We start from the raw sequence: 17,116 nt of genomic DNA on the forward strand, positions 1-17,116 counted from the left end.
GACAGGTGCGGCAGAGAGGCGCTATTAACGCTTACTGCTGATTGGCAAACTCTGCATCAATGATTTGAGCAGGCGTCACCGGTTGGGTCACAATTCCGGCCTCGGTTGCCGCTTTTAAAATATGCGGGAACGTCTTGCTGGTAAAATCATGTGAAAGGTAGGCTTTGTTTTCACTCAAGGTGAAATATTTAACCCCATCAAAGGCGGTATCTAAATCCGCAGGCGTAGCCCCCACAGCTTTAGAAATAATGGCGCGACCTTCAGTGGTATTGGCGTTATAAAAATCGAGCGCCGCACCCCAGGTTTTAATTAATGATTTGATTTCATCCGGGTGGCTTTTAATAAAATCATCACGCACGACCAGCACATCACTGATTAATCCTGGATCGGAAGATCCGCTATACAGCATTTTAATACTCGGGTCTGATTTCTTCGCCACGCTGAGATACGGCTCGTAGGTGACTGCTACGGGTACTCTTCCAGCCAGGATGGCACTACCAGCCGAAGCTGCAGGCATCGGCACCGGTTTAATATCACTAAAGGATAATCCTGCCGATGCCAGCGCGCTGCGCAGCAAGATATCGCTGGTGGTGCCCTCTTCATATGCGACCTGCTTGCCTTTGAGCTCCTTAACGCTGCCGACCTCTTTGCTCGCCAGGATGGCGTCTGCCGTGTTGCTCTGATCCAGCACCAGGACGATTTTTACCGGCAGCCCGGCGGAGATCATCCCCATAGCGGTGTGGGTAGCAATATTGGCGGCATCAATCTGACCACTCGCCAGCGCCGCATTGATATCTTTATCTTCGGCGAAGTTAATCACTTCAACCTTGTTCAACCCAGATTTGGCAAAAAGGCCCTTTGCCGAGGCTATGTGCCACTGGCCGTAGCCCAACCAGGGTTCAACCCCCATTTTGATAGGCGCTGCTTCCGCTGCATAAACAGAGTGTGCCGCGAGTGTGAATAAACCTAAGCAGCAAACATGAGAAACTGATTTCTTCACAGCATGGAGAGAAAACATAGTTATTTCCTTCTGTTATGATTATGGGGTGTTAGCGACAAGTGATACACTCATGTATATACAAGAGTATGCAAGAGTGGTGCCAGTTAAATATCCGCTTGTGTCCGCAGTCATTAATCTTTTCTGCGCCTTAACGGTGCACGCCAATAGTGCACTGCACTATGGCAAACAATATCCTGCTCATTAAGAACGTCGAATAAATTAAAAGAAAAAAGCTGGGCGGGTCACAACAAATTTTGGTGGGAGTAGAAAGCCGGGATGATTTAAATGCTACCCGAAAAGGGAAACAGCAGGTTTTCCTGCTGTTTCCTGGATATTAGCGCTGGGGATAAAATTAACTTTGTGCACTCATTAAGCGCACAGCAAAACCAAAGAACAACATGCCCGTGAGCATATTCCCCAGTTTTACCAGACGAGTGCGGTTTTTCAGAAAGCGAACCATCACGTTGCCCGCCATCAGCAAAATCAGGTAATAGCTCAGGCTGATCAGTTGAATCATCGAGCCCAGCACTGCAAAGGCAGGCGCAGTGTGAGTGACTGCTGGATCAATAAACTGGATGAAAAAGGAGACGTAGAACAGAATGGCTTTCGGGTTGGTCACGCCCAGCAGCAGTGCGCGCAGGAAATAATTTTCTATTTTAACGGCTTCAGCAGGCTGGTTACCTTCGCGCTTGCGCAATGCACCCAGAATGATTTTTACGCCTAAGTAGAGCAGGAACATCGCGCCCAGATACTTCACCACCATAAAAATGTGCGGACTGGTGCGAATCAGCGTCGCAACACCGGCCCAGGCAAGGAAGATCAGAATCAGATCACCCATCATCACCCCTGCTATCGCCTTAGACGCCGCTTTAGCACCGCGGCTCATCCCGGTACGCAGCACGTATAAACTGTTTGGGCCGGGCAGCAGAATAATCACCAGCGCACCCGCCAGAAACGTCCAGACATTAATAATTCCTACATCGTGCAACATAACAACCACTACTCCACCGCCATGCAGGTTGATTCGCCCGATGGCTTTTGTTTTGATTTGACAGGTGAAAATTGACAGCGGATCGCGCTGCAATTGGGCCGATATAGTAGCAGATGACGCTGTGCCATGTCGTCCGACGACTGCGTATCACTGAAAGAGTCATAGGCGCCTGCCAATTAGCGCTATATAATCCATTGCATTACGCTGCAGGGATAACTCATGAACATAACGCTTAACCGCCTGATTCTGGCAGGCTTACTCACCTTCACCTCTTTGAACACCTTCGCCAGCCGTGTGGTGACCGACCAAATTGGTCGTCAGGTGACGATCCCCGATCAGGTCGATCGCGTGGTGGTGCTACAGCACCAAACGCTGAACCTGCTGGTGCAACTCAACGCGACCGATAAGATCGTCGGCATCCTCGCGAACTGGAAGCAACAGTTGGGTGATGGCTACGCGCAGCTGGTGCCTGAACTGACACAGAAAGCCATGCTGGGCGATCTTACCCATGTGGATTTAGAAAAATTGGTGGCGCTGCATCCGCAGGTGGTTTTTGTCACTAACTACGCGCCAAAAGAGATGATTGACCAGATTTCGGCGCTGGGCATTCCGGTATTGGCTATTTCCTTACGCCATGACGATGCAGGGGAACAAGGCAAGATTAACCCCAGCATGCAGAATGAGAATCAAGCTTACGATCTCGGCATCAAAGAAGGGATTACCTTGATTGGTGAGGTGGTGAATAAGCAGCAACAGGCCAAAGCGCTGATTGCCGCGGCGTTTGCCGGACGTAAACTGGTGAGCGATCGTCTGCAAGGTTTAACTGAGCAACAGCGTGTTCGTGCTTACATGGCCAATCCGGACCTCACCACTTATGGTTCTGGCAAATACACCGGTTTGATGATGTTGCACGCGGGCGCCTACAACGTTGCGGCATCGACCGTTCAGGGTTTCAAGCAAGTCAGCATGGAGCAAGTTGTGGCATGGAATCCTCAGGTGATTTTTGTCCAGGATCGCTATCCTCAAGTGGTGGATGAGATCCAACAAGATCCACGCTGGCGCACCATTGACGCGGTGAAGCATCATCGGGTCTGGCTGATGCCGGAATATGCCAAAGCCTGGGGATATCCAATGCCAGAAGCTATCGGCTTAGGTGAGCTCTGGATGGCGAAGAAACTCTATCCGGACAAATTCCGCGATATTGATATGCAACAGCAGGCTGATCGCTGGTATCAGCATTTTTATCGGACCGCCTATCATGACAACGCTGCACATTCTGGCAGCCGGTAGTCTGCGCGGTGTCTGGCCGGATCTGATAGCAGCCTTTCATCATCAGTCTGGCCTGACGACCGACACCCACTTTGGCCCTGCAGGCTTACTTCGGCAGAGGATTGAACAAGGTGCACGCTGCGATCTGTTTGCATCCGCCAATCTTAAGCACCCGGCCACGCTGTTACAGCGCGGTCTGGCAATGCGCACCGGAAAATTTGCCGCTAACAGCTTATGTTTGACCGCAAGACGTGACGTTGTCACCGAAAACGACACCTGGCTTACACTTTTACAACGTGACGACCTGCGGCTGGCAACATCGACGCCGTTAAGCGACCCTTCCGGCGATTACACCTGGCAGCTGTTTGACAATATCGGACAGGTTTATCCAGACTGCGGTGAAAGGTTGAAACAGCGCGCGCGTCAGCTGGTGGGTGGCATCGATAGCCTGGCTGTCCCCACGGGCGAACTGGCAGCACAATGGTTAATCGACCAACAGCACGCAGATCTCTTCATTGGCTACGCCAGCTATGCTCCACGTCTAATAAATCATCCGCATTTGCAGGTATTGAGCATCCCGGAACCGTTCAACATTCAGGCGGAATATGGATGGGCGACTTTCACCCACTCTGCTAATCCCCTTGCCGCCTTTCTCAGTACAACAGCGGCCAGAGCCATTCTGCAACAGAATGGTTTTGCCTGAATGCTGTTCAAAAACGGTCAACGTAACAAACTGCGCACGACCATGCGTGCGCCGAGCAGTTCGACTCTTAAACGATGAATAATTTTGCGATAGCGGCTGGTTCGCTGTTGAGTTTCCAGCACACGGCGCAGCAAAATGCAGTAATCCATCACCAGTCCTGGCGTCCACGTCATGCCTTCTGCGCGGCTGCGTACCAGACTCAACAACCAAAAATCGGGGTTGAGGATGACCCAAAGCCCTTTCAAACCGTGTTCACCCAACAAGCCTTCAGTAGCAACGTCCAGCGCCTGCATTACGCTGGTCGAACAGTTACGTGATGTGAGGTTATAGCGGGTATCGGTTGCATTCGCGCGCCAGTAATTGCGCAAGGCTGCCTGATTGTAATGCGTGAGAACCAGACGTTTATCCGGACGACACCACCTTTTGATCTCACTTTCCAGTGATGGCAGCAAACAACCCTCAACGTCGAACTCCTCTTTTGCGCGCAGCGTTTTCAGGAAACCGCGCAAGCTGCGTGAAACGTCATCAACCGGGTAGAGGCTGATATAGAGTTCATCACCCATCTCTAACGATGTATGGCCGGTTGATACTTCACCGCGATGGTCAATCGCTGCGACCCAACGGTCAAACCATGGACGACGTCCGGCGACATCGCCCGAACCCAACGGCGTCCAGATGTAGACATTGAGCGGCACACTGGTATGCCCAGCCTGCAGCGGCGGATGTTCATAATTCAATCCATGCGGCGCACGCAGCCCTTTGCGGGTAAAGATAGGCAGTGCGGTGACACTGGTGTTCTCTGGCAGCGCATGAATTTGCGCTCCCATAAACAAGAGATTGATGCCCCATCCCGCCAGCATAAGTGCAAAACACAGCGGCACGATCACATGCGGAGCCAGCGGCCAATGGATGGCAATCAGGAGGCTGAACAGGATTTCCGCGCATCCGAGGCTGAATTTCCGCGTCCATCGCCGACAGCGCATCAGGCTGCATGAAATGACACGGAACCCGCCATCCAGTAAAAAAATCAAGGCAAAACCCAGTGAGAAGCAGAGGCTGCTATCATGCGGTGCAATGAATACCAACAGGCCAAACAGCATCAGCCCTGCAGATTTCATCAAAGGTGGCCAGGCAATGCCGGCAGGCGAATAGATTGCACTCATCGCTTCCGCCAGCCCTTCGACCGCAAGGAATACCCCTAACACATGCAAGGGGAACGATAAACTTCCATGTTGCAACAGATCCATCAGGATCCCGGCACTCGCACCAGCACACAGCAGGCCCAGCCCGGTCAGATAAGGCCAACCCGCTCTTAGCGCCGGTCCACCCATCAACAGAAATAATAGTCGCAGCAAAGGTACTCTCCAGCGGATAACACAGCTCAGCACGGTCTATAGACGCGGGCAAATAACAGGAGTTCTGTTACGCCTCGGCAATTCTGACTTCGTTTACTGATGGTTGTGACTGTGAGGGCACTCTACGTGGCGAAGATTAAAATTGGCTTAACGATAAAGTAAATATTGGCTTATTTTTTGAACAACACAATGCTGAATTTGTGGCGATTTCAGGCTGAAACCGCCACTGACTCGTGGGGCCAACCCATCTTAACTGATTGATTTAATTCATTGTAGTTATCGCTCCGCAGATGATTATGCGGCTGGCGTAGGTTTCACACTGCTGCGTGTCGTTGAATCAGCAGTTTTATAAAACTGTTAAGGCAGGGATTGCGGTTATCGCTGCTCCAGGCAACGGCAAGATTAACCTGCGGCGCATCCGCCAGCGGTTTGAAGACAATGCCGTCCATTTTGAGTTGTTGAACCGAAGAAGGCACCAGCGCCACATAGCTGGCATCATTCACCAGGCTGAGCATGGTGTGTTGCAGACGAACCTGCAGACTGACCATAGGTTCAAAACCATGAGCCCGGCAATAATCCATAATTACCGCGGTTAACCGGCTCCCGGCGCTGGCGGAGGTCATCACAAAAGGATCGTCGCGCAGATCTTCGATCTGCAATTTCCGACTTCTCGCTTTAGGATGTGTGCGCGACATGGCCACACATAAAGGCTCGGTTAACACGGTCAATGTCTGCATGCCCACGCGTGCAGTTCCTTCCACCAGTACCGCTAAATCGACTTCACCTGCCAGCACTTTATCCGGCAGGTCTTCAGTGACCGCCTCTTCCAACTCCAGAGCAATGTTGGGGAAGTGATGGCGAATCAATCGCACATACTCCGGGATCACGCTATGTGCAGAGTACATAGTGAAACCCACGCGCAATAAACCCGATTTGCCCGCGGCGGTGTCACGCGCCAGTTGTTGCGCCTGCTGGAGTGATTCGAGGATCTTACGTGCATCCTGGTAGAAGCTCTCACCGGCGGGCGTCAGCATTAGCTGGCGCGTATTGCGTTCCACCAGCTGTGTACCCACCGCTTTTTCCAGTGCAGCGATGTGACGACTTAAGGACGGCTGTGACAGATGCAGACGCTACGCGGCACGGTGGAAATTTTTCACTTCTGCCAGCGCGATAAAGTACCGCAGCGGCTTCATATCAAGCATGATTCATTTTCCGTATCAATCCCGGCCAAATTTGCTATTGGATCTGCATCACTAAAGGCACTAGAGTCCTTCAGCTTACTGGGAGGACACAATGATAGCGACGTTTCTGATTCTTTTGCCGGTTTTCGGCTTAATTGTGGCGGGATATGCTTGCCGCATGCTAGGTGTATTAGGGCCAACCTCGGCGACGGAACTGAATAAATTTGTGGTATGGCTTGCGCTGCCTGCGCTGCTGTTTGACATCATGGCACACACGCCGTGGCACACCATTTATCAACCGGGATTCTTCTGGGCGTTTGCCCTCTCCTGCGCCGCCTCATTTGTTATCGTCTTTGCCTGCCAAAAATTCAAAGGCAAATCCACTGCCGATGCCAGCGTCGATGGCGTTGCCGCCGCCTATCCCAACACCGGTTATCTGGGTTTTCCGCTGTTGTTACTGATTTTTGGTAAAAGCAGCCTGATCCCCACCACCACGGCGACTATTGTGGTGGCGTGTATCCTGTTCGCGATTGCCATCGCGATGATCGAGATTGGTTTGCAGAGTGAACGTGAATTTCATCGACTGGCGATTAAAGTACTGCGCGCCATTTTAAAGAACCCGCTGATTATCTCACCGCTGTTGGGGGCAGCTTGCTCCAGCGCGGGTTTGACCATGCCCGGCAGCGTTGAAACCTTCCTGAAACTGCTCGGCGGTGCGGCCAGCCCTTGCGCGCTGGTGTGTTTAGGGGTGTTTCAAGCCAGCCGACAAAAAGCCAAAGCCAGCGAATTGCCCACCGCGGCGAAAATGAGTTTCACCACGGTGGGCCTGGTCGTGGTGGCCAAGCTGGTGATGCAGCCGCTGCTGACCTGGATTTTAGCCGTCTGGCTGTTTCACCTGCCGCAGGATCTCACCAACATGGCGATTCTGCTGGCGGCACTGCCCACCGGCACCGGGCCCTTTATGCTGGCTGAGTATTATCGGCGTGATGCGCAAATCACTTCTGGCGCGATCCTCATCTCCACGGTGCTGTCGATCGTTACACTGGTGGCGATCATGCACTTTATGCAAGTCACGCCCATCGCCTAGCGCGTCATTTCGCCGCTGAGCGTTGATCTCCAGCGGCGTAAATGGTGCACGCCGCCTCTTCCTTCTCACGATACTGCTCGCAATTTGCCAGAGCTTCATGGTTCGCATCCTGCTGGGTGCGAGCCCAGTACGCGCGGCCCCACACACCTTCGCCGTTGGTCGCGAACGCTTTCTCATAGCCGAGATCTGACAGATAGTGTTTGAAAGCCTGTAGACCTGATGACGTTAATCCTGCCGGTGCAGCAAGCTCGGCCTCAGCAAGGGACACGACACCATGGCTCGGCAAATGTTGCTGGCTAAGAAACGACGAGACGCTGCGCCACCAGAATCCTTCCGGTGCTGAAATCAGTAAATCATGCCCATCGTTACCGTAAGCCGGCAGAGTGATCAGCTTACCCTTAGCCTCTGCGTGATGGTAAGCCTTGAACATCTCCTCGCCAAGCTGGGGTGAAAACGACTGATCATTGGCAGTGTAAAGCCAGAGTGTTGGGATTCGTGCGGTTTGACCATAAGATTTCAGCGTCGCCAGCAGTGAGGTTTTATCACAAACCTGGCCTTCACCCATGGCTCCGCGTCCACCTGAAAAGCTGATGATAGCCTGTACACCCGGTGGATTCAGGGCACTGGCGGCGAGCACGCTGAATCCGCCAGATGATTGGCCGACCAGCACCGCTTGATGTTTTGCCGCCCAGGGCTGTACCCGTATCGCCGTCAGTGCAGCAAGGATATCGTTTCGTGCCATCTCGCCTGCCAGTGCATGCTGCGGTTGGGCACAGCTGTTCCCTTGATAATCGTTACGGCCGGTGGATTGACCATAGCCCTGTCGCATCACCACCACAGCGGCATAACCATGTCGGGCAAAGGTGATGGCGGCAGCTGAGAAACGGTTCGGCGTGAGATGCTGGCGATCGCTTTGCTCGCTGCCATCGGTGCCGTGGGTGATCAGCGCGATGGGAAATACACCGGGTATGTCGGGTCGTGTAACATACGCATCCAGCACCGCGTGTTGCCCGTTGGGGAAGGTTATGGTTAATGAGAGCGGCTCACGTATCAATCCCGCGAGTTGCGAAGCGCCGCCTGTCTGTTCGGCGAGACTCAGGCAACTGCTCCCCAATAGACCGATGATGAGAAAACTGCGGATAAAATACCGGCGCATCAGTTAATACTCCCTTATTAACACCAGGTGATGTTTACCGGGAGATACTATCACCTAATCTGGAGTTAAAACCTGTACAACGCCCTGCTTGAGATCAAACCCCATATTTTATGAAGCCAGCTGTTGCTGCACCGCATCAAGAAACAGTCGCAGCGCGGCGGGTTGGCGTTCGCGCGACATATACAATCCATAAATGCCGAGGGTTTTCGGCGTAAAGTCCGGCAGTACACATTGCAACTGACCGTTAGCTATCCCGGCGCGCGCCTCCATTTCTGGCACCATGGCCAGCCCACATCCGGCGATGGCGGCATCGCACAATACCGATGAGATGCCGGCACTGAAATTGCCGCTTACGGCTGTGCTCAGGGCATCGCCATTGGCATCGTTGAACTGCCAACTCTGCCCGGCAAAGCGGCTATAGTGCAGGCAATTATGCTGGCTTAAATCCTGCGGCGTTTCAGGATTGCCATGCTTGCGCAAATAATCGGGTGATGCGCACACCACAGAAGCACATTCGCCAAGACGGCGGGCAATCGCGCCCGGTTCCGGATTGTCCGTGATCCTGACTGCTACATCGATGCGCTCTCCCACTAAGCTCACCGGCTGATTGTTGATTTCTAATTCAATTCGCAACAATGGATAGCGCGCCAGAAATGCCGAGATCATCGGCCCCAGAATATGGGTCGCGGTGGAGTGCGCACAGGCGACGCGCAATGTGCCCTGCGGTTCTCCCGGTTCACCCTGTCCGGTTATCTCATCGGCCAGCCGTGCCAGCATGCGGGTTTTTTCCAGCACTTTTTCCCCGGCCGGGGTGATGGTCAGGCGACGTGATGAACGGTGTAGTAAACGTGCGCCTGCCCATTTCTCCATTTCATCCAGATAACGGCTGACCATCGGCCGGGAGATATCCAGCGCCCGCGCTGCGGCGCTCAGGCTGCCTAATTCGCAAATGCGATTAAATACTGAAGCGGCTGTGACTCTGTCCATCTGCTCTCCATCTGATCGTTTTATGAAACTGATCATCTCTATTTGCGGGAATTCTAGCAGACAGCAAAATCCTTACAATGATGTGCTTACCAGCCATGTTGGCACTGAAAGGAAAATGAGATGAAGATGAAGTCACTGACGTTGGTGCTCGCACTGGCAGCCGGCCCGGCGTTTGCTGCCCCATTGCAATTGGCAGTTTACAATCCACAGGAACAAGGGGTGTTTCCGGTATCGTCAACGCTGATTACCGGGCCACATGAAGCGCTGCTGGTCGATGCACAGTTCAGCCCGAAAGATGGCGAGAAACTGGTGGAGATGATCAAATCCAGCGGTAAAAAACTCACACAAATCCTGATTACCTCAGGTGACCCTGACTTCTACTTTGGACTGGAGCCCATCGTCAAAGCTTTCCCTCAGGTGAAAATTGTCGCAGCACCAACAGTGGTTGAGCATATCGAAGCCACTAAAGCCGCCAAGTTAGCGTATTGGGGCCCGAAAATGCCGGGTGGTGCGCCTACCCAACTTTATGTACCACAGACCACCCATCAGACTTCGTTTAGCGTGGATGGTGAACGTATTGAACTGCGCCATGCGGGGGATAAATCCGCTTATCTGTGGATCCCAGCCAATAAGGCCGTGCTGGGTGGCACCGCCGTGGCAGCGGGCATCCACGTCTGGACCGCAGATACGCAAACGCCAGCCAGCCGTGAGCAGTGGCGCAGCGTGCTCAAAGAAATTCAGCAGCTTAAGCCGAAAGTCGTGATTCCAGGACACTACATTGGCGCTCGTCCGGCGGGCGATGGCGCGGTGACATTTACCCTTGATTATCTGCAAACCTTTGAAAAAGCACTTCAGCAGCACAAAGGGTCAGCAGAAGTGATTGAAGCGATGAAAAAAGCCTATCCGAATTTGCCGGATGAGAGTTCACTGGAGCTGAGTGCGAAAGTTAATACTGGCGAGATGAAGTGGTAGGCAGCCAAGGGTAAAAGCCGCCATTAGTGATGGCGGCGATATCCTTCTTAAACTTCCATGCCCGCGCGGTATTGGCCCCACCTCAACACCGAGTTCACGCCAATCGACAGGAAAGGCTCAGCTGGCGTGCGGTTTGGACCCGGTGATTGGGTGAGGAAATCGATCAGTTCGTTTTTCTCACCTGCGATCATATCGGCAATCAATTTGCCGGTTGCCGTGCCGCGCGTTATGCCTAATCCGTTACAGCACAGCGCACCATAAACATTCGGTGCCAGTTTGCCAAAGAAGCCTTCGTGGTTTTCCGACAGGCAAATCGCGCCGCTCCAGGTGTATTCAAAATCCACCTGCGGCAGCATTGGGAAACGGCGTTCAAACGATTTGCGATGGTTTTCCAGATACTGCTTAAGGTATTTCTCGCGCGGTCGTCCATCCGGGTGGAAACTAAAACTGTTACGCACCAGAATACGATTATCCACTGTACGACGAATGGTGCTGCCAAACGGATGCGCCGGAATCACCCCCCACACCGCTTTGCCACCCAATCGTGCCTGCTCTTCTTCAGTCAACTGACGTGACAGGCTGCCGTAAAGGAAAGTCGGTAGCAAACGGCGCTGCAGGAAACCAAAGTGCGACGCAAAACCGTTATTAGCCAGGATCAACGTATCAGCGGTGATGCTCCCTTTGTCATGCACCAACGTCACTTTGTCACCGTAGTCAATCGACGTGATGGGTGTGTACTCGTACAGCGTGACGTTCGCGGGCAGATTATCCGCCAGACCTTTTACCAATGCTGAAGGCTGCAACAAGATGGTGCCGGGAATAAACAGCGCCTGCTTGTAATAAGAAGTGCCAATGTGATCCGGTAGATCTTTACCCGAGATCATTTCGGATTCGCGCCCGATCTTTGCCAATCCGCTATGATAGGCTTCGAGAATCGCTGTGCCCTGCTCACCGACTGATGCCTGATATTTACCGGATTCGGTCATCTGACATTCGATGCCGTGTTCCTGCACAATCTGACGCAGATAGTTTTGCCCTAATGTATTCAGCTTGAGGACTTTATTCGCAATGGTGACGTCGCCAATATAATCCTTCGCGCCGATATCATGCGGTACATCGATGGCAAAACCGGCGTTACGTCCTGCCGATCCATATCCCACTTCCTGCGCCTCAATCAGCACCACTTCATCATTGGGGAAATTGAGCGCTAATTGTCGCGCAGCTGCCAGACCTGTTAAGCCCGCCCCCACAATCGCGAAGCGTACTTTTTTCTGACCAATATGCGCCGGGCGTGGCGTACGAGCGGCACTGGTATGAAACCAACCCGGCATCGAATCATCGGCAGGCAGTGAGGTGATCTTTTGCAATTCCGTTACTCCAATACACGTTTTCATTGTTTGTACTGGCGGATTGCCCGTACAACGTAGGGTTTTTTAGCGGTGTAAAGCGTAAGTATTTAATGCATTTCACGGGTATTTATCATGTATACCTGATGTATAAAGTTTTACTGAATCTCATGAAATGTTGTCAATATGTTCACGATACGATTGTGTTATGGATCGCAAAAAATCGGGGGTTCAGGCGCGGGGATTGGCATGAAAGTGTTAGAGGGATCCGGTGTGCTCAACTTACGCCACAGCACCGGACCTGAAATAAATTTGGTGGCCTGAAAGGGGGAATACTCATTACGACGTCACAACGCTGACGCGTGAGAATGGGGCAACTAGCGCTGATGGGATCCTTCAAGCGATTGCAGCAAGCCCGACAGGTGGCTATCCAGTGCCATCAGCACTTCAGGAGAGAGCCCAGACAAAATCTTTCTTTCGTTATCAACGTGTTTTTCTACCGCACGGTCGATTAACGCCAGCCCGTCCTGACTTAATTGCACCAGCATGCTTCGTGCATCCTCTGCATTTACCTGTCGGGTAATCAGCCCTCTGGATTCAAGACGTTTTAGGCGATGGGTCATGGTGCCCGAGGTGACCATTAGCGTCGAAAACAACTCGGTGGGACTCAGACTGTAAGGTGCTCCGGCACGGCGCAGCGTTGCCAGCATATCAAACTCCCACATGCTCAATTCAAACTCGGCAAAGGCCTCTTCAAGTCGCTGTTCAATCAGCGCCGTGCAACGCTTGAGACGTCCAATCGGCCCCATCGGGCTGCAGTCTAAATCTGGCCGCTCGCGCTGCCACTGCTGAAGGATGAGATCGACGGCATCAGATCGGGTTTCAGATAGATTATTCATTTATCTTGACTTCAAGGTAATAGGTGGACACACTAATTTTATCTTGAATTGAAGATAAAGGCAAAATGATGCAATCCTCTTTCTCACTTTCGTACTGGCGTGATGTGATATTGACTGCCCTGGCCCCGGCTATCTGGGGATCGACCTACATCGTCACAACACAATTTCTGCCACCCGACCGTCCTTTTACGGCGGCGCTGATTCGGGTACTTCCGGCAGGGGTATTGTTGTTGCTGTTCACTCGTCGCCTGCCCGCCAGCCGCGATATTGGACGGCTCATTATTCTTAGTGCGCTGAATATCGGTGTTTTCCAGGCGCTGTTGTTTGTCGCTGCCTATCGACTGCCTGGCGGGCTTGCTGCCGTCTTAGGCGCGATACAACCGCTGCTGGTGATGTTACTGGCATGGGGAGTTGAACATCGGGCGCCAGCAAGAATCACTTTATGGGCAGCGCTGGCCGGGGTTGTCGGTATGGCCTTGCTATTACTCTCTCCACAAACGGTGTTCGAACCCGTCGGCATTGTGGCAGCGTTGTTGGGCGCGACCTGTATGGCCACAGGCGTATGGCTGACACGCCGCTGGAAAATGGATTTGCCGGTGATGGACCTCACTGGCTGGCAGCTGATACTGGGTGGAATAATGTTGCTACCCGCAGCGTGGTTGATCGACGCCCCACTGCCCACACTGACGCTGCCGCAGTGGGCGGCTTATGCCTATCTCTCCCTGGCCGGTGCATTCGTGGCATATGGGTTATGGTTCAGGGGAATTGGCCGCCTGCCCAGCGTTGCGGTGGCATCGCTCGGATTACTCAGCCCGATCACCGCCGTGCTGCTCGGCTGGATAGTGCTATCTCAGGTGATGAGCGGTACGGCTTTTGTCGGACTGGTCATCGTTTTAATCAGCGTGTTGCTCGTGCAGCGCACATCCCTTCGTGGCAGTTAAGGTTTCACTCGACATTTTCCAGACGTCGAATCCACCATCCTCTCTCCTTTAATGAACCAGCCGGTTTTGTTAATATTTATCGCCGACAGAGGAGAGAGTGATGCGCACGCTAACCGAACAAAAGAGAACTGACATTATCAACGCCGCTTCAGCCGTGTTCCTGGAACAAGGATATGAGCGAGCCTCAATGGATGGCGTAGCAAAGCAGGCCGGTTGCTCGAAGGCGACACTCTATAATTACTTCGCTTCTAAAGAGAGCCTGTTTGAAGCCGTTGTCAGATGTTTTAGTACAAATTTTCTGATGCGTGCGGCTGATGAACTTAACCACCCGGAGACTCAATCCCTGTTGTTAAGTGAGAAGTTGCAGCGTTTTGGTGAAGGTATGCTGGGCGCGCTGACATCAGACTGGAAGGCTCTGCAGTTGTACAGAATGGTGGTCGGTGAAGCGGGCCATTCCGATATCGGCGTGCTTTTTCATGAGTCCGGGGTACGTGAGAGTATGAACGCCCTGACGGCGGTAATGGAGCATCACGTCGCCAGCGGGGAATTAATTGGCGGCACACCAGCCTTACGCGCCAAACAATTTTCAGCTTTAGTAAAAGCTGAAGTCGATGAATTATTCCTTCAGCGAACGTTGCCGAATTATACCAAAAGTGAGGTGACGACTATGGTGCAAAACGCCGTTTCGTTGTTCCTCAGAGGTGCTGCTCACAACATCTGAATTCTGGCTGACAGAATGCAAATAAGCGCCACCACCACAATGGTGTCGATAATCAGCAGCATCACTAAGGGTTTGCGGCGCGCCCCCCAAACCCTGACCGCATAAAAACGGCTTTGTTTTATGCTTGATTGCCATAGATAAATTAACTCCACGAGATTGCGGATGGCGCGGATGAGCAAAAATACAATTGCCGCAAATCCGGCCATCATTCCACCAGGTCTCCGGTAAACCTTTCACTCGACACTAACGAACGTCTTTCATTCACCTCTCTGCCCCCGCATCACGATGTCACACCCTGAAACCTCTTCTTGACAGATTTATGCTAACTGATATTAACTAAACCGTACAGTTCATTTATGTCTTCTATCGGAGAGTATCAAGATGAGTCGTTTGTTCAGCCCGTTGTGTCGTAGCCTTGTATTAGCGGCCGCTTTTACCGCTGTCGGTTGTTCCTCCACCAGCCCGGTGAAATATGCTGGTATCGCGTCAGCATCACGCATGTCGCCGAATACGTCTGACGATAGCGATCGCATTCCCTTTCGTTATGCCGCTCCCGTAGACTGGAGCAAATATCGCAGTATCAGCATTGAACCGGTCGACATTTACAGCGGCAATGATGCGCAATTCAATGACTTGTCTGTGGATGATCGTCGTCAACTCGCTGAATATATGCGTAAGAAGTTTGAAGACGTGCTAGCGGAGAAATTCATCACCAATCCCCCTGCCGGGGCGGCTCCTGCGCTCAAATTGAAACTGACGCTGACCGGCGCCGATACCACGCCGCAAGTGATTGGTACATTCACAAAGTTTGATTTAGCCGGCGGCCCTTACAATATCGTTCAGTCGGTACGTGGAGGGCGTGGCTTGATGAGTGGCTACGTGAATTTCGCCGTGGAGGTGAAAGATGCGGGATCGAATGAACTCTTACTGGCGTACGTTGCGGAACAATATCCAAATGCGATGAACGTGGGTGCGACTTTTGGTTCACTTAGTGCAGCAGAGACAGGAATTGATAAAGGGGCTGAGCAACTTTTAGAGAAGTTACGCCAGTAAATCAAACGGTAAAGGCTGCCAGCCTCTGTTCGGCATGCTGGCAGCATCAATGATCAGTGCCGATTATTTCTTCTTATTTAACATCGATTTTAAATCAGCAAAGGGATTATAGGTTGCTGCTTCTACATCGTTCTGCGCATCTTCCCCGGCCACCACTCGGGTGCCGTATATGTCAGCTTCGGTGTACTTAGAGTGCTCATGGTCGTGACAAAAGAGACACAACAATTCCCAGTTACTGCCATCTTCCGGGTTGTTAGTATGATCGTGATCGATATGATGCACGGTGAGTTCACGCAGGTTGGAGTAAACAAATTCACGTGAGCAGCGTCCACAAACCCAAGGATAGATTTTTAATGCTTTCTCACGGTAGCCGCTTTCCAGCCGTGCATAGTTTTTCGGGATCAGAGCCATTGCCAATGTTACCTGTTTCGCAGAGATATTCGGGTGTTAGTGCTGCCAATATAGCGCAAAACCTTCGCCAGGCGTGTGCTGATTTCGCCGTGCTGTTTCAGGGTTGCTGCAGTGAATGCTGATTAACCTCGAACAGTGCGATTAGATGATCAGCGACTGCTCTGACACGTCTGGAACCCGCTAAATCGGTATGCATCACCAGCCATAAACCTTGTTCGACGTCGATGTCCAAATCGATACATTTAAGCCCCTTCTGGCGCGCCATAAAATGCGGTAAAACGCCCAAACCCAGGCCAGCGGAAACCGAAGCAACCTGCGCAACCAGCGTATTGGCTTCAATTTTACAAGGCCTTCCTCGAAGTGTTCGGCTGATCCACTTTGCCGCGGGTAGCTGCTGATGAGATTCAGACCAACCTACATACTGCGCATCACTAAGCGAAAAGCCAACGCCCTTAACGCTTATTGCATCGAGATAAGGCTGAGAACCGTACACGCCAAATCCTACTGTACCGATACGCTTTAAAGTTAAATTTCCTGCATCAGGTTTAACCATTCTGATGGCCAAATCGGCATCACGGCGATGCAGGTTGAGAGATTGAATGCCGCTTAGCACCTCTATCCGAAGGTCCGCATGAGTTTCCAACAATACAGGTAGCGAAGGCAGGATAAAATGTGTGGCCAGATTATCTGATGTCGCCAACCTAACGAGCCCCGAAACGCTCCCCTGAAGTTTAGCCGTTTCGCCAAATGCAATGACGGCATGTTCCAAAGCCTCTGCTCTTTCCAACATGGCTTCACCATCATCGGTAAGTCGATACCCATTCTGGTGTCGGCTAAACAGCGGCATAGCCAAAGTCTGTTCGAGTCTGTCCAGTCTTCTCGACACCGTTGCTATGCCCATGTCCATTGCATTTGCCGCACCGCTTAACGTGCCCGCGCGTGCTATAGCCAGAAAAATTCTTGCGTCATCCCAGTTGAACTCAGTTTTCATGATTTTCCATTTATGGAAAACGGCTCTCCGTTTTCGTGTCTTTTTTATCAATT

General features: G+C 52.2%; 18 protein-coding genes. 7 read left to right on the top strand and 11 right to left on the bottom strand.

Annotated features, from left to right (window positions below):
• Nucleotides 1–31: 31 nt before the first annotated feature.
• Together AC6I8L_RS22515 and leuE are read right to left on the bottom strand one after the other, a co-directional pair.
• Nucleotides 32–1,018 carry an ABC transporter substrate-binding protein gene (locus AC6I8L_RS22515; protein ID WP_058961329.1) on the bottom strand — a complete coding sequence of 329 codons (987 nt, stop codon included), beginning with the start codon at nucleotides 1,016–1,018 and terminating at the stop codon, nucleotides 32–34.
• 334 nt (nucleotides 1,019–1,352) lie between these two features.
• The gene (gene leuE, locus AC6I8L_RS22520) at nucleotides 1,353–1,991 is read right to left on the bottom strand and encodes a leucine efflux protein LeuE (protein WP_058961387.1); all 639 of its coding nucleotides are present in this window, start codon (nucleotides 1,989–1,991) and stop codon (nucleotides 1,353–1,355) included.
• Between the two features lie 219 nt (nucleotides 1,992–2,210).
• Between leuE and AC6I8L_RS22525 the strand changes: the two genes are divergently transcribed.
• Nucleotides 2,211–3,281, top strand: a complete 1,071-nt coding sequence (locus tag AC6I8L_RS22525; protein ID WP_058961328.1) for an ABC transporter substrate-binding protein — start codon at nucleotides 2,211–2,213, stop codon at nucleotides 3,279–3,281.
• Nucleotides 3,250–3,963 carry a molybdate ABC transporter substrate-binding protein gene (gene modA, locus AC6I8L_RS22530; protein WP_058961327.1) on the top strand — a complete coding sequence of 238 codons (714 nt, stop codon included), beginning with the start codon at nucleotides 3,250–3,252 and terminating at the stop codon, nucleotides 3,961–3,963. Before AC6I8L_RS22525 ends, modA begins: the two co-directional genes overlap by 32 nt.
• A gap of 17 nt (nucleotides 3,964–3,980) precedes the next feature.
• On the opposite strand, the gene AC6I8L_RS22535 is transcribed toward modA, so the two are convergent.
• Both AC6I8L_RS22535 and AC6I8L_RS22540 read right to left on the bottom strand, forming a co-directional pair.
• Nucleotides 3,981–5,318, bottom strand: coding sequence for a DUF4105 domain-containing protein (locus tag AC6I8L_RS22535; RefSeq protein WP_058961326.1), 1,338 nt, complete (start codon nucleotides 5,316–5,318; stop codon nucleotides 3,981–3,983).
• A gap of 314 nt (nucleotides 5,319–5,632) precedes the next feature.
• On the bottom strand, nucleotides 5,633–6,445 hold the full coding sequence (locus AC6I8L_RS22540; protein ID WP_479403306.1) for a LysR family transcriptional regulator: 813 nt from the start codon (nucleotides 6,443–6,445) through the stop codon (nucleotides 5,633–5,635).
• A gap of 166 nt (nucleotides 6,446–6,611) precedes the next feature.
• On the opposite strand from AC6I8L_RS22540, the gene AC6I8L_RS22545 reads away from it, so the two are divergent.
• Complete coding sequence (locus AC6I8L_RS22545; protein WP_058960915.1) at nucleotides 6,612–7,586, top strand: AEC family transporter; 975 nt, start codon at nucleotides 6,612–6,614, stop codon at nucleotides 7,584–7,586.
• 4 nt (nucleotides 7,587–7,590) lie between these two features.
• On the opposite strand, the gene AC6I8L_RS22550 is transcribed toward AC6I8L_RS22545, so the two are convergent.
• On the bottom strand, nucleotides 7,591–8,742 hold the full coding sequence (locus AC6I8L_RS22550) for a dienelactone hydrolase family protein (protein WP_058960916.1): 1,152 nt from the start codon (nucleotides 8,740–8,742) through the stop codon (nucleotides 7,591–7,593).
• 108 nt (nucleotides 8,743–8,850) lie between these two features.
• Entirely contained in the window at nucleotides 8,851–9,729 is an 879-nt protein-coding gene (locus AC6I8L_RS22555; RefSeq protein WP_058960917.1) for a LysR family transcriptional regulator, read from the bottom strand.
• 120 nt (nucleotides 9,730–9,849) lie between these two features.
• Between AC6I8L_RS22555 and AC6I8L_RS22560 the strand changes: the two genes are divergently transcribed.
• Nucleotides 9,850–10,701, top strand: coding sequence for a Vmh family MBL fold metallo-hydrolase (locus AC6I8L_RS22560; protein WP_058960918.1), 852 nt, complete (start codon nucleotides 9,850–9,852; stop codon nucleotides 10,699–10,701).
• A gap of 47 nt (nucleotides 10,702–10,748) precedes the next feature.
• Here AC6I8L_RS22560 and AC6I8L_RS22565 read toward each other — a convergent pair whose 3' ends face one another.
• Together AC6I8L_RS22565 and AC6I8L_RS22570 are read right to left on the bottom strand one after the other, a co-directional pair.
• A complete protein-coding gene (locus AC6I8L_RS22565) occupies nucleotides 10,749–12,068 on the bottom strand; it encodes an NAD(P)/FAD-dependent oxidoreductase (protein ID WP_058961007.1) in 1,320 nt (439 codons plus the stop codon).
• 356 nt (nucleotides 12,069–12,424) lie between these two features.
• Nucleotides 12,425–12,946, bottom strand: coding sequence for a MarR family winged helix-turn-helix transcriptional regulator (locus tag AC6I8L_RS22570; protein WP_058960919.1), 522 nt, complete (start codon nucleotides 12,944–12,946; stop codon nucleotides 12,425–12,427).
• A 68-nt stretch (nucleotides 12,947–13,014) separates the two neighbouring features.
• On the opposite strand from AC6I8L_RS22570, the gene AC6I8L_RS22575 reads away from it, so the two are divergent.
• Nucleotides 13,015–13,887, top strand: coding sequence for an EamA family transporter (locus tag AC6I8L_RS22575; protein WP_058960920.1), 873 nt, complete (start codon nucleotides 13,015–13,017; stop codon nucleotides 13,885–13,887).
• Nucleotides 13,888–13,987: 100 nt separating this feature from the next.
• Nucleotides 13,988–14,608, top strand: a complete 621-nt coding sequence (locus AC6I8L_RS22580) for a TetR/AcrR family transcriptional regulator (RefSeq protein WP_058960921.1) — start codon at nucleotides 13,988–13,990, stop codon at nucleotides 14,606–14,608.
• On the opposite strand, the gene AC6I8L_RS22585 is transcribed toward AC6I8L_RS22580, so the two are convergent.
• Nucleotides 14,596–14,817: a hypothetical protein gene (locus AC6I8L_RS22585; RefSeq protein WP_058960922.1), complete on the bottom strand. Its 222-nt coding sequence runs from the start codon at nucleotides 14,815–14,817 to the stop codon at nucleotides 14,596–14,598. The two genes, AC6I8L_RS22580 and AC6I8L_RS22585, sit on opposite strands and share 13 nt — an antisense overlap.
• A 172-nt stretch (nucleotides 14,818–14,989) precedes the next feature.
• On the opposite strand from AC6I8L_RS22585, the gene AC6I8L_RS22590 reads away from it, so the two are divergent.
• Nucleotides 14,990–15,661, top strand: coding sequence for a DUF3313 domain-containing protein (locus AC6I8L_RS22590; protein WP_153012305.1), 672 nt, complete (start codon nucleotides 14,990–14,992; stop codon nucleotides 15,659–15,661).
• 63 nt (nucleotides 15,662–15,724) lie between these two features.
• Here AC6I8L_RS22590 and yajD read toward each other — a convergent pair whose 3' ends face one another.
• Together yajD and AC6I8L_RS22600 are read right to left on the bottom strand one after the other, a co-directional pair.
• Complete coding sequence (gene yajD / locus AC6I8L_RS22595; protein WP_058960923.1) at nucleotides 15,725–16,072, bottom strand: HNH nuclease YajD; 348 nt, start codon at nucleotides 16,070–16,072, stop codon at nucleotides 15,725–15,727.
• Nucleotides 16,073–16,169: 97 nt separating this feature from the next.
• On the bottom strand, nucleotides 16,170–17,063 hold the full coding sequence (locus tag AC6I8L_RS22600) for a LysR family transcriptional regulator (protein WP_058960924.1): 894 nt from the start codon (nucleotides 17,061–17,063) through the stop codon (nucleotides 16,170–16,172).
• Between the last annotated feature and the right edge of the window lie 53 nt (nucleotides 17,064–17,116).

It is taken from the genome of Type-E symbiont of Plautia stali (assembly GCF_059731115.1).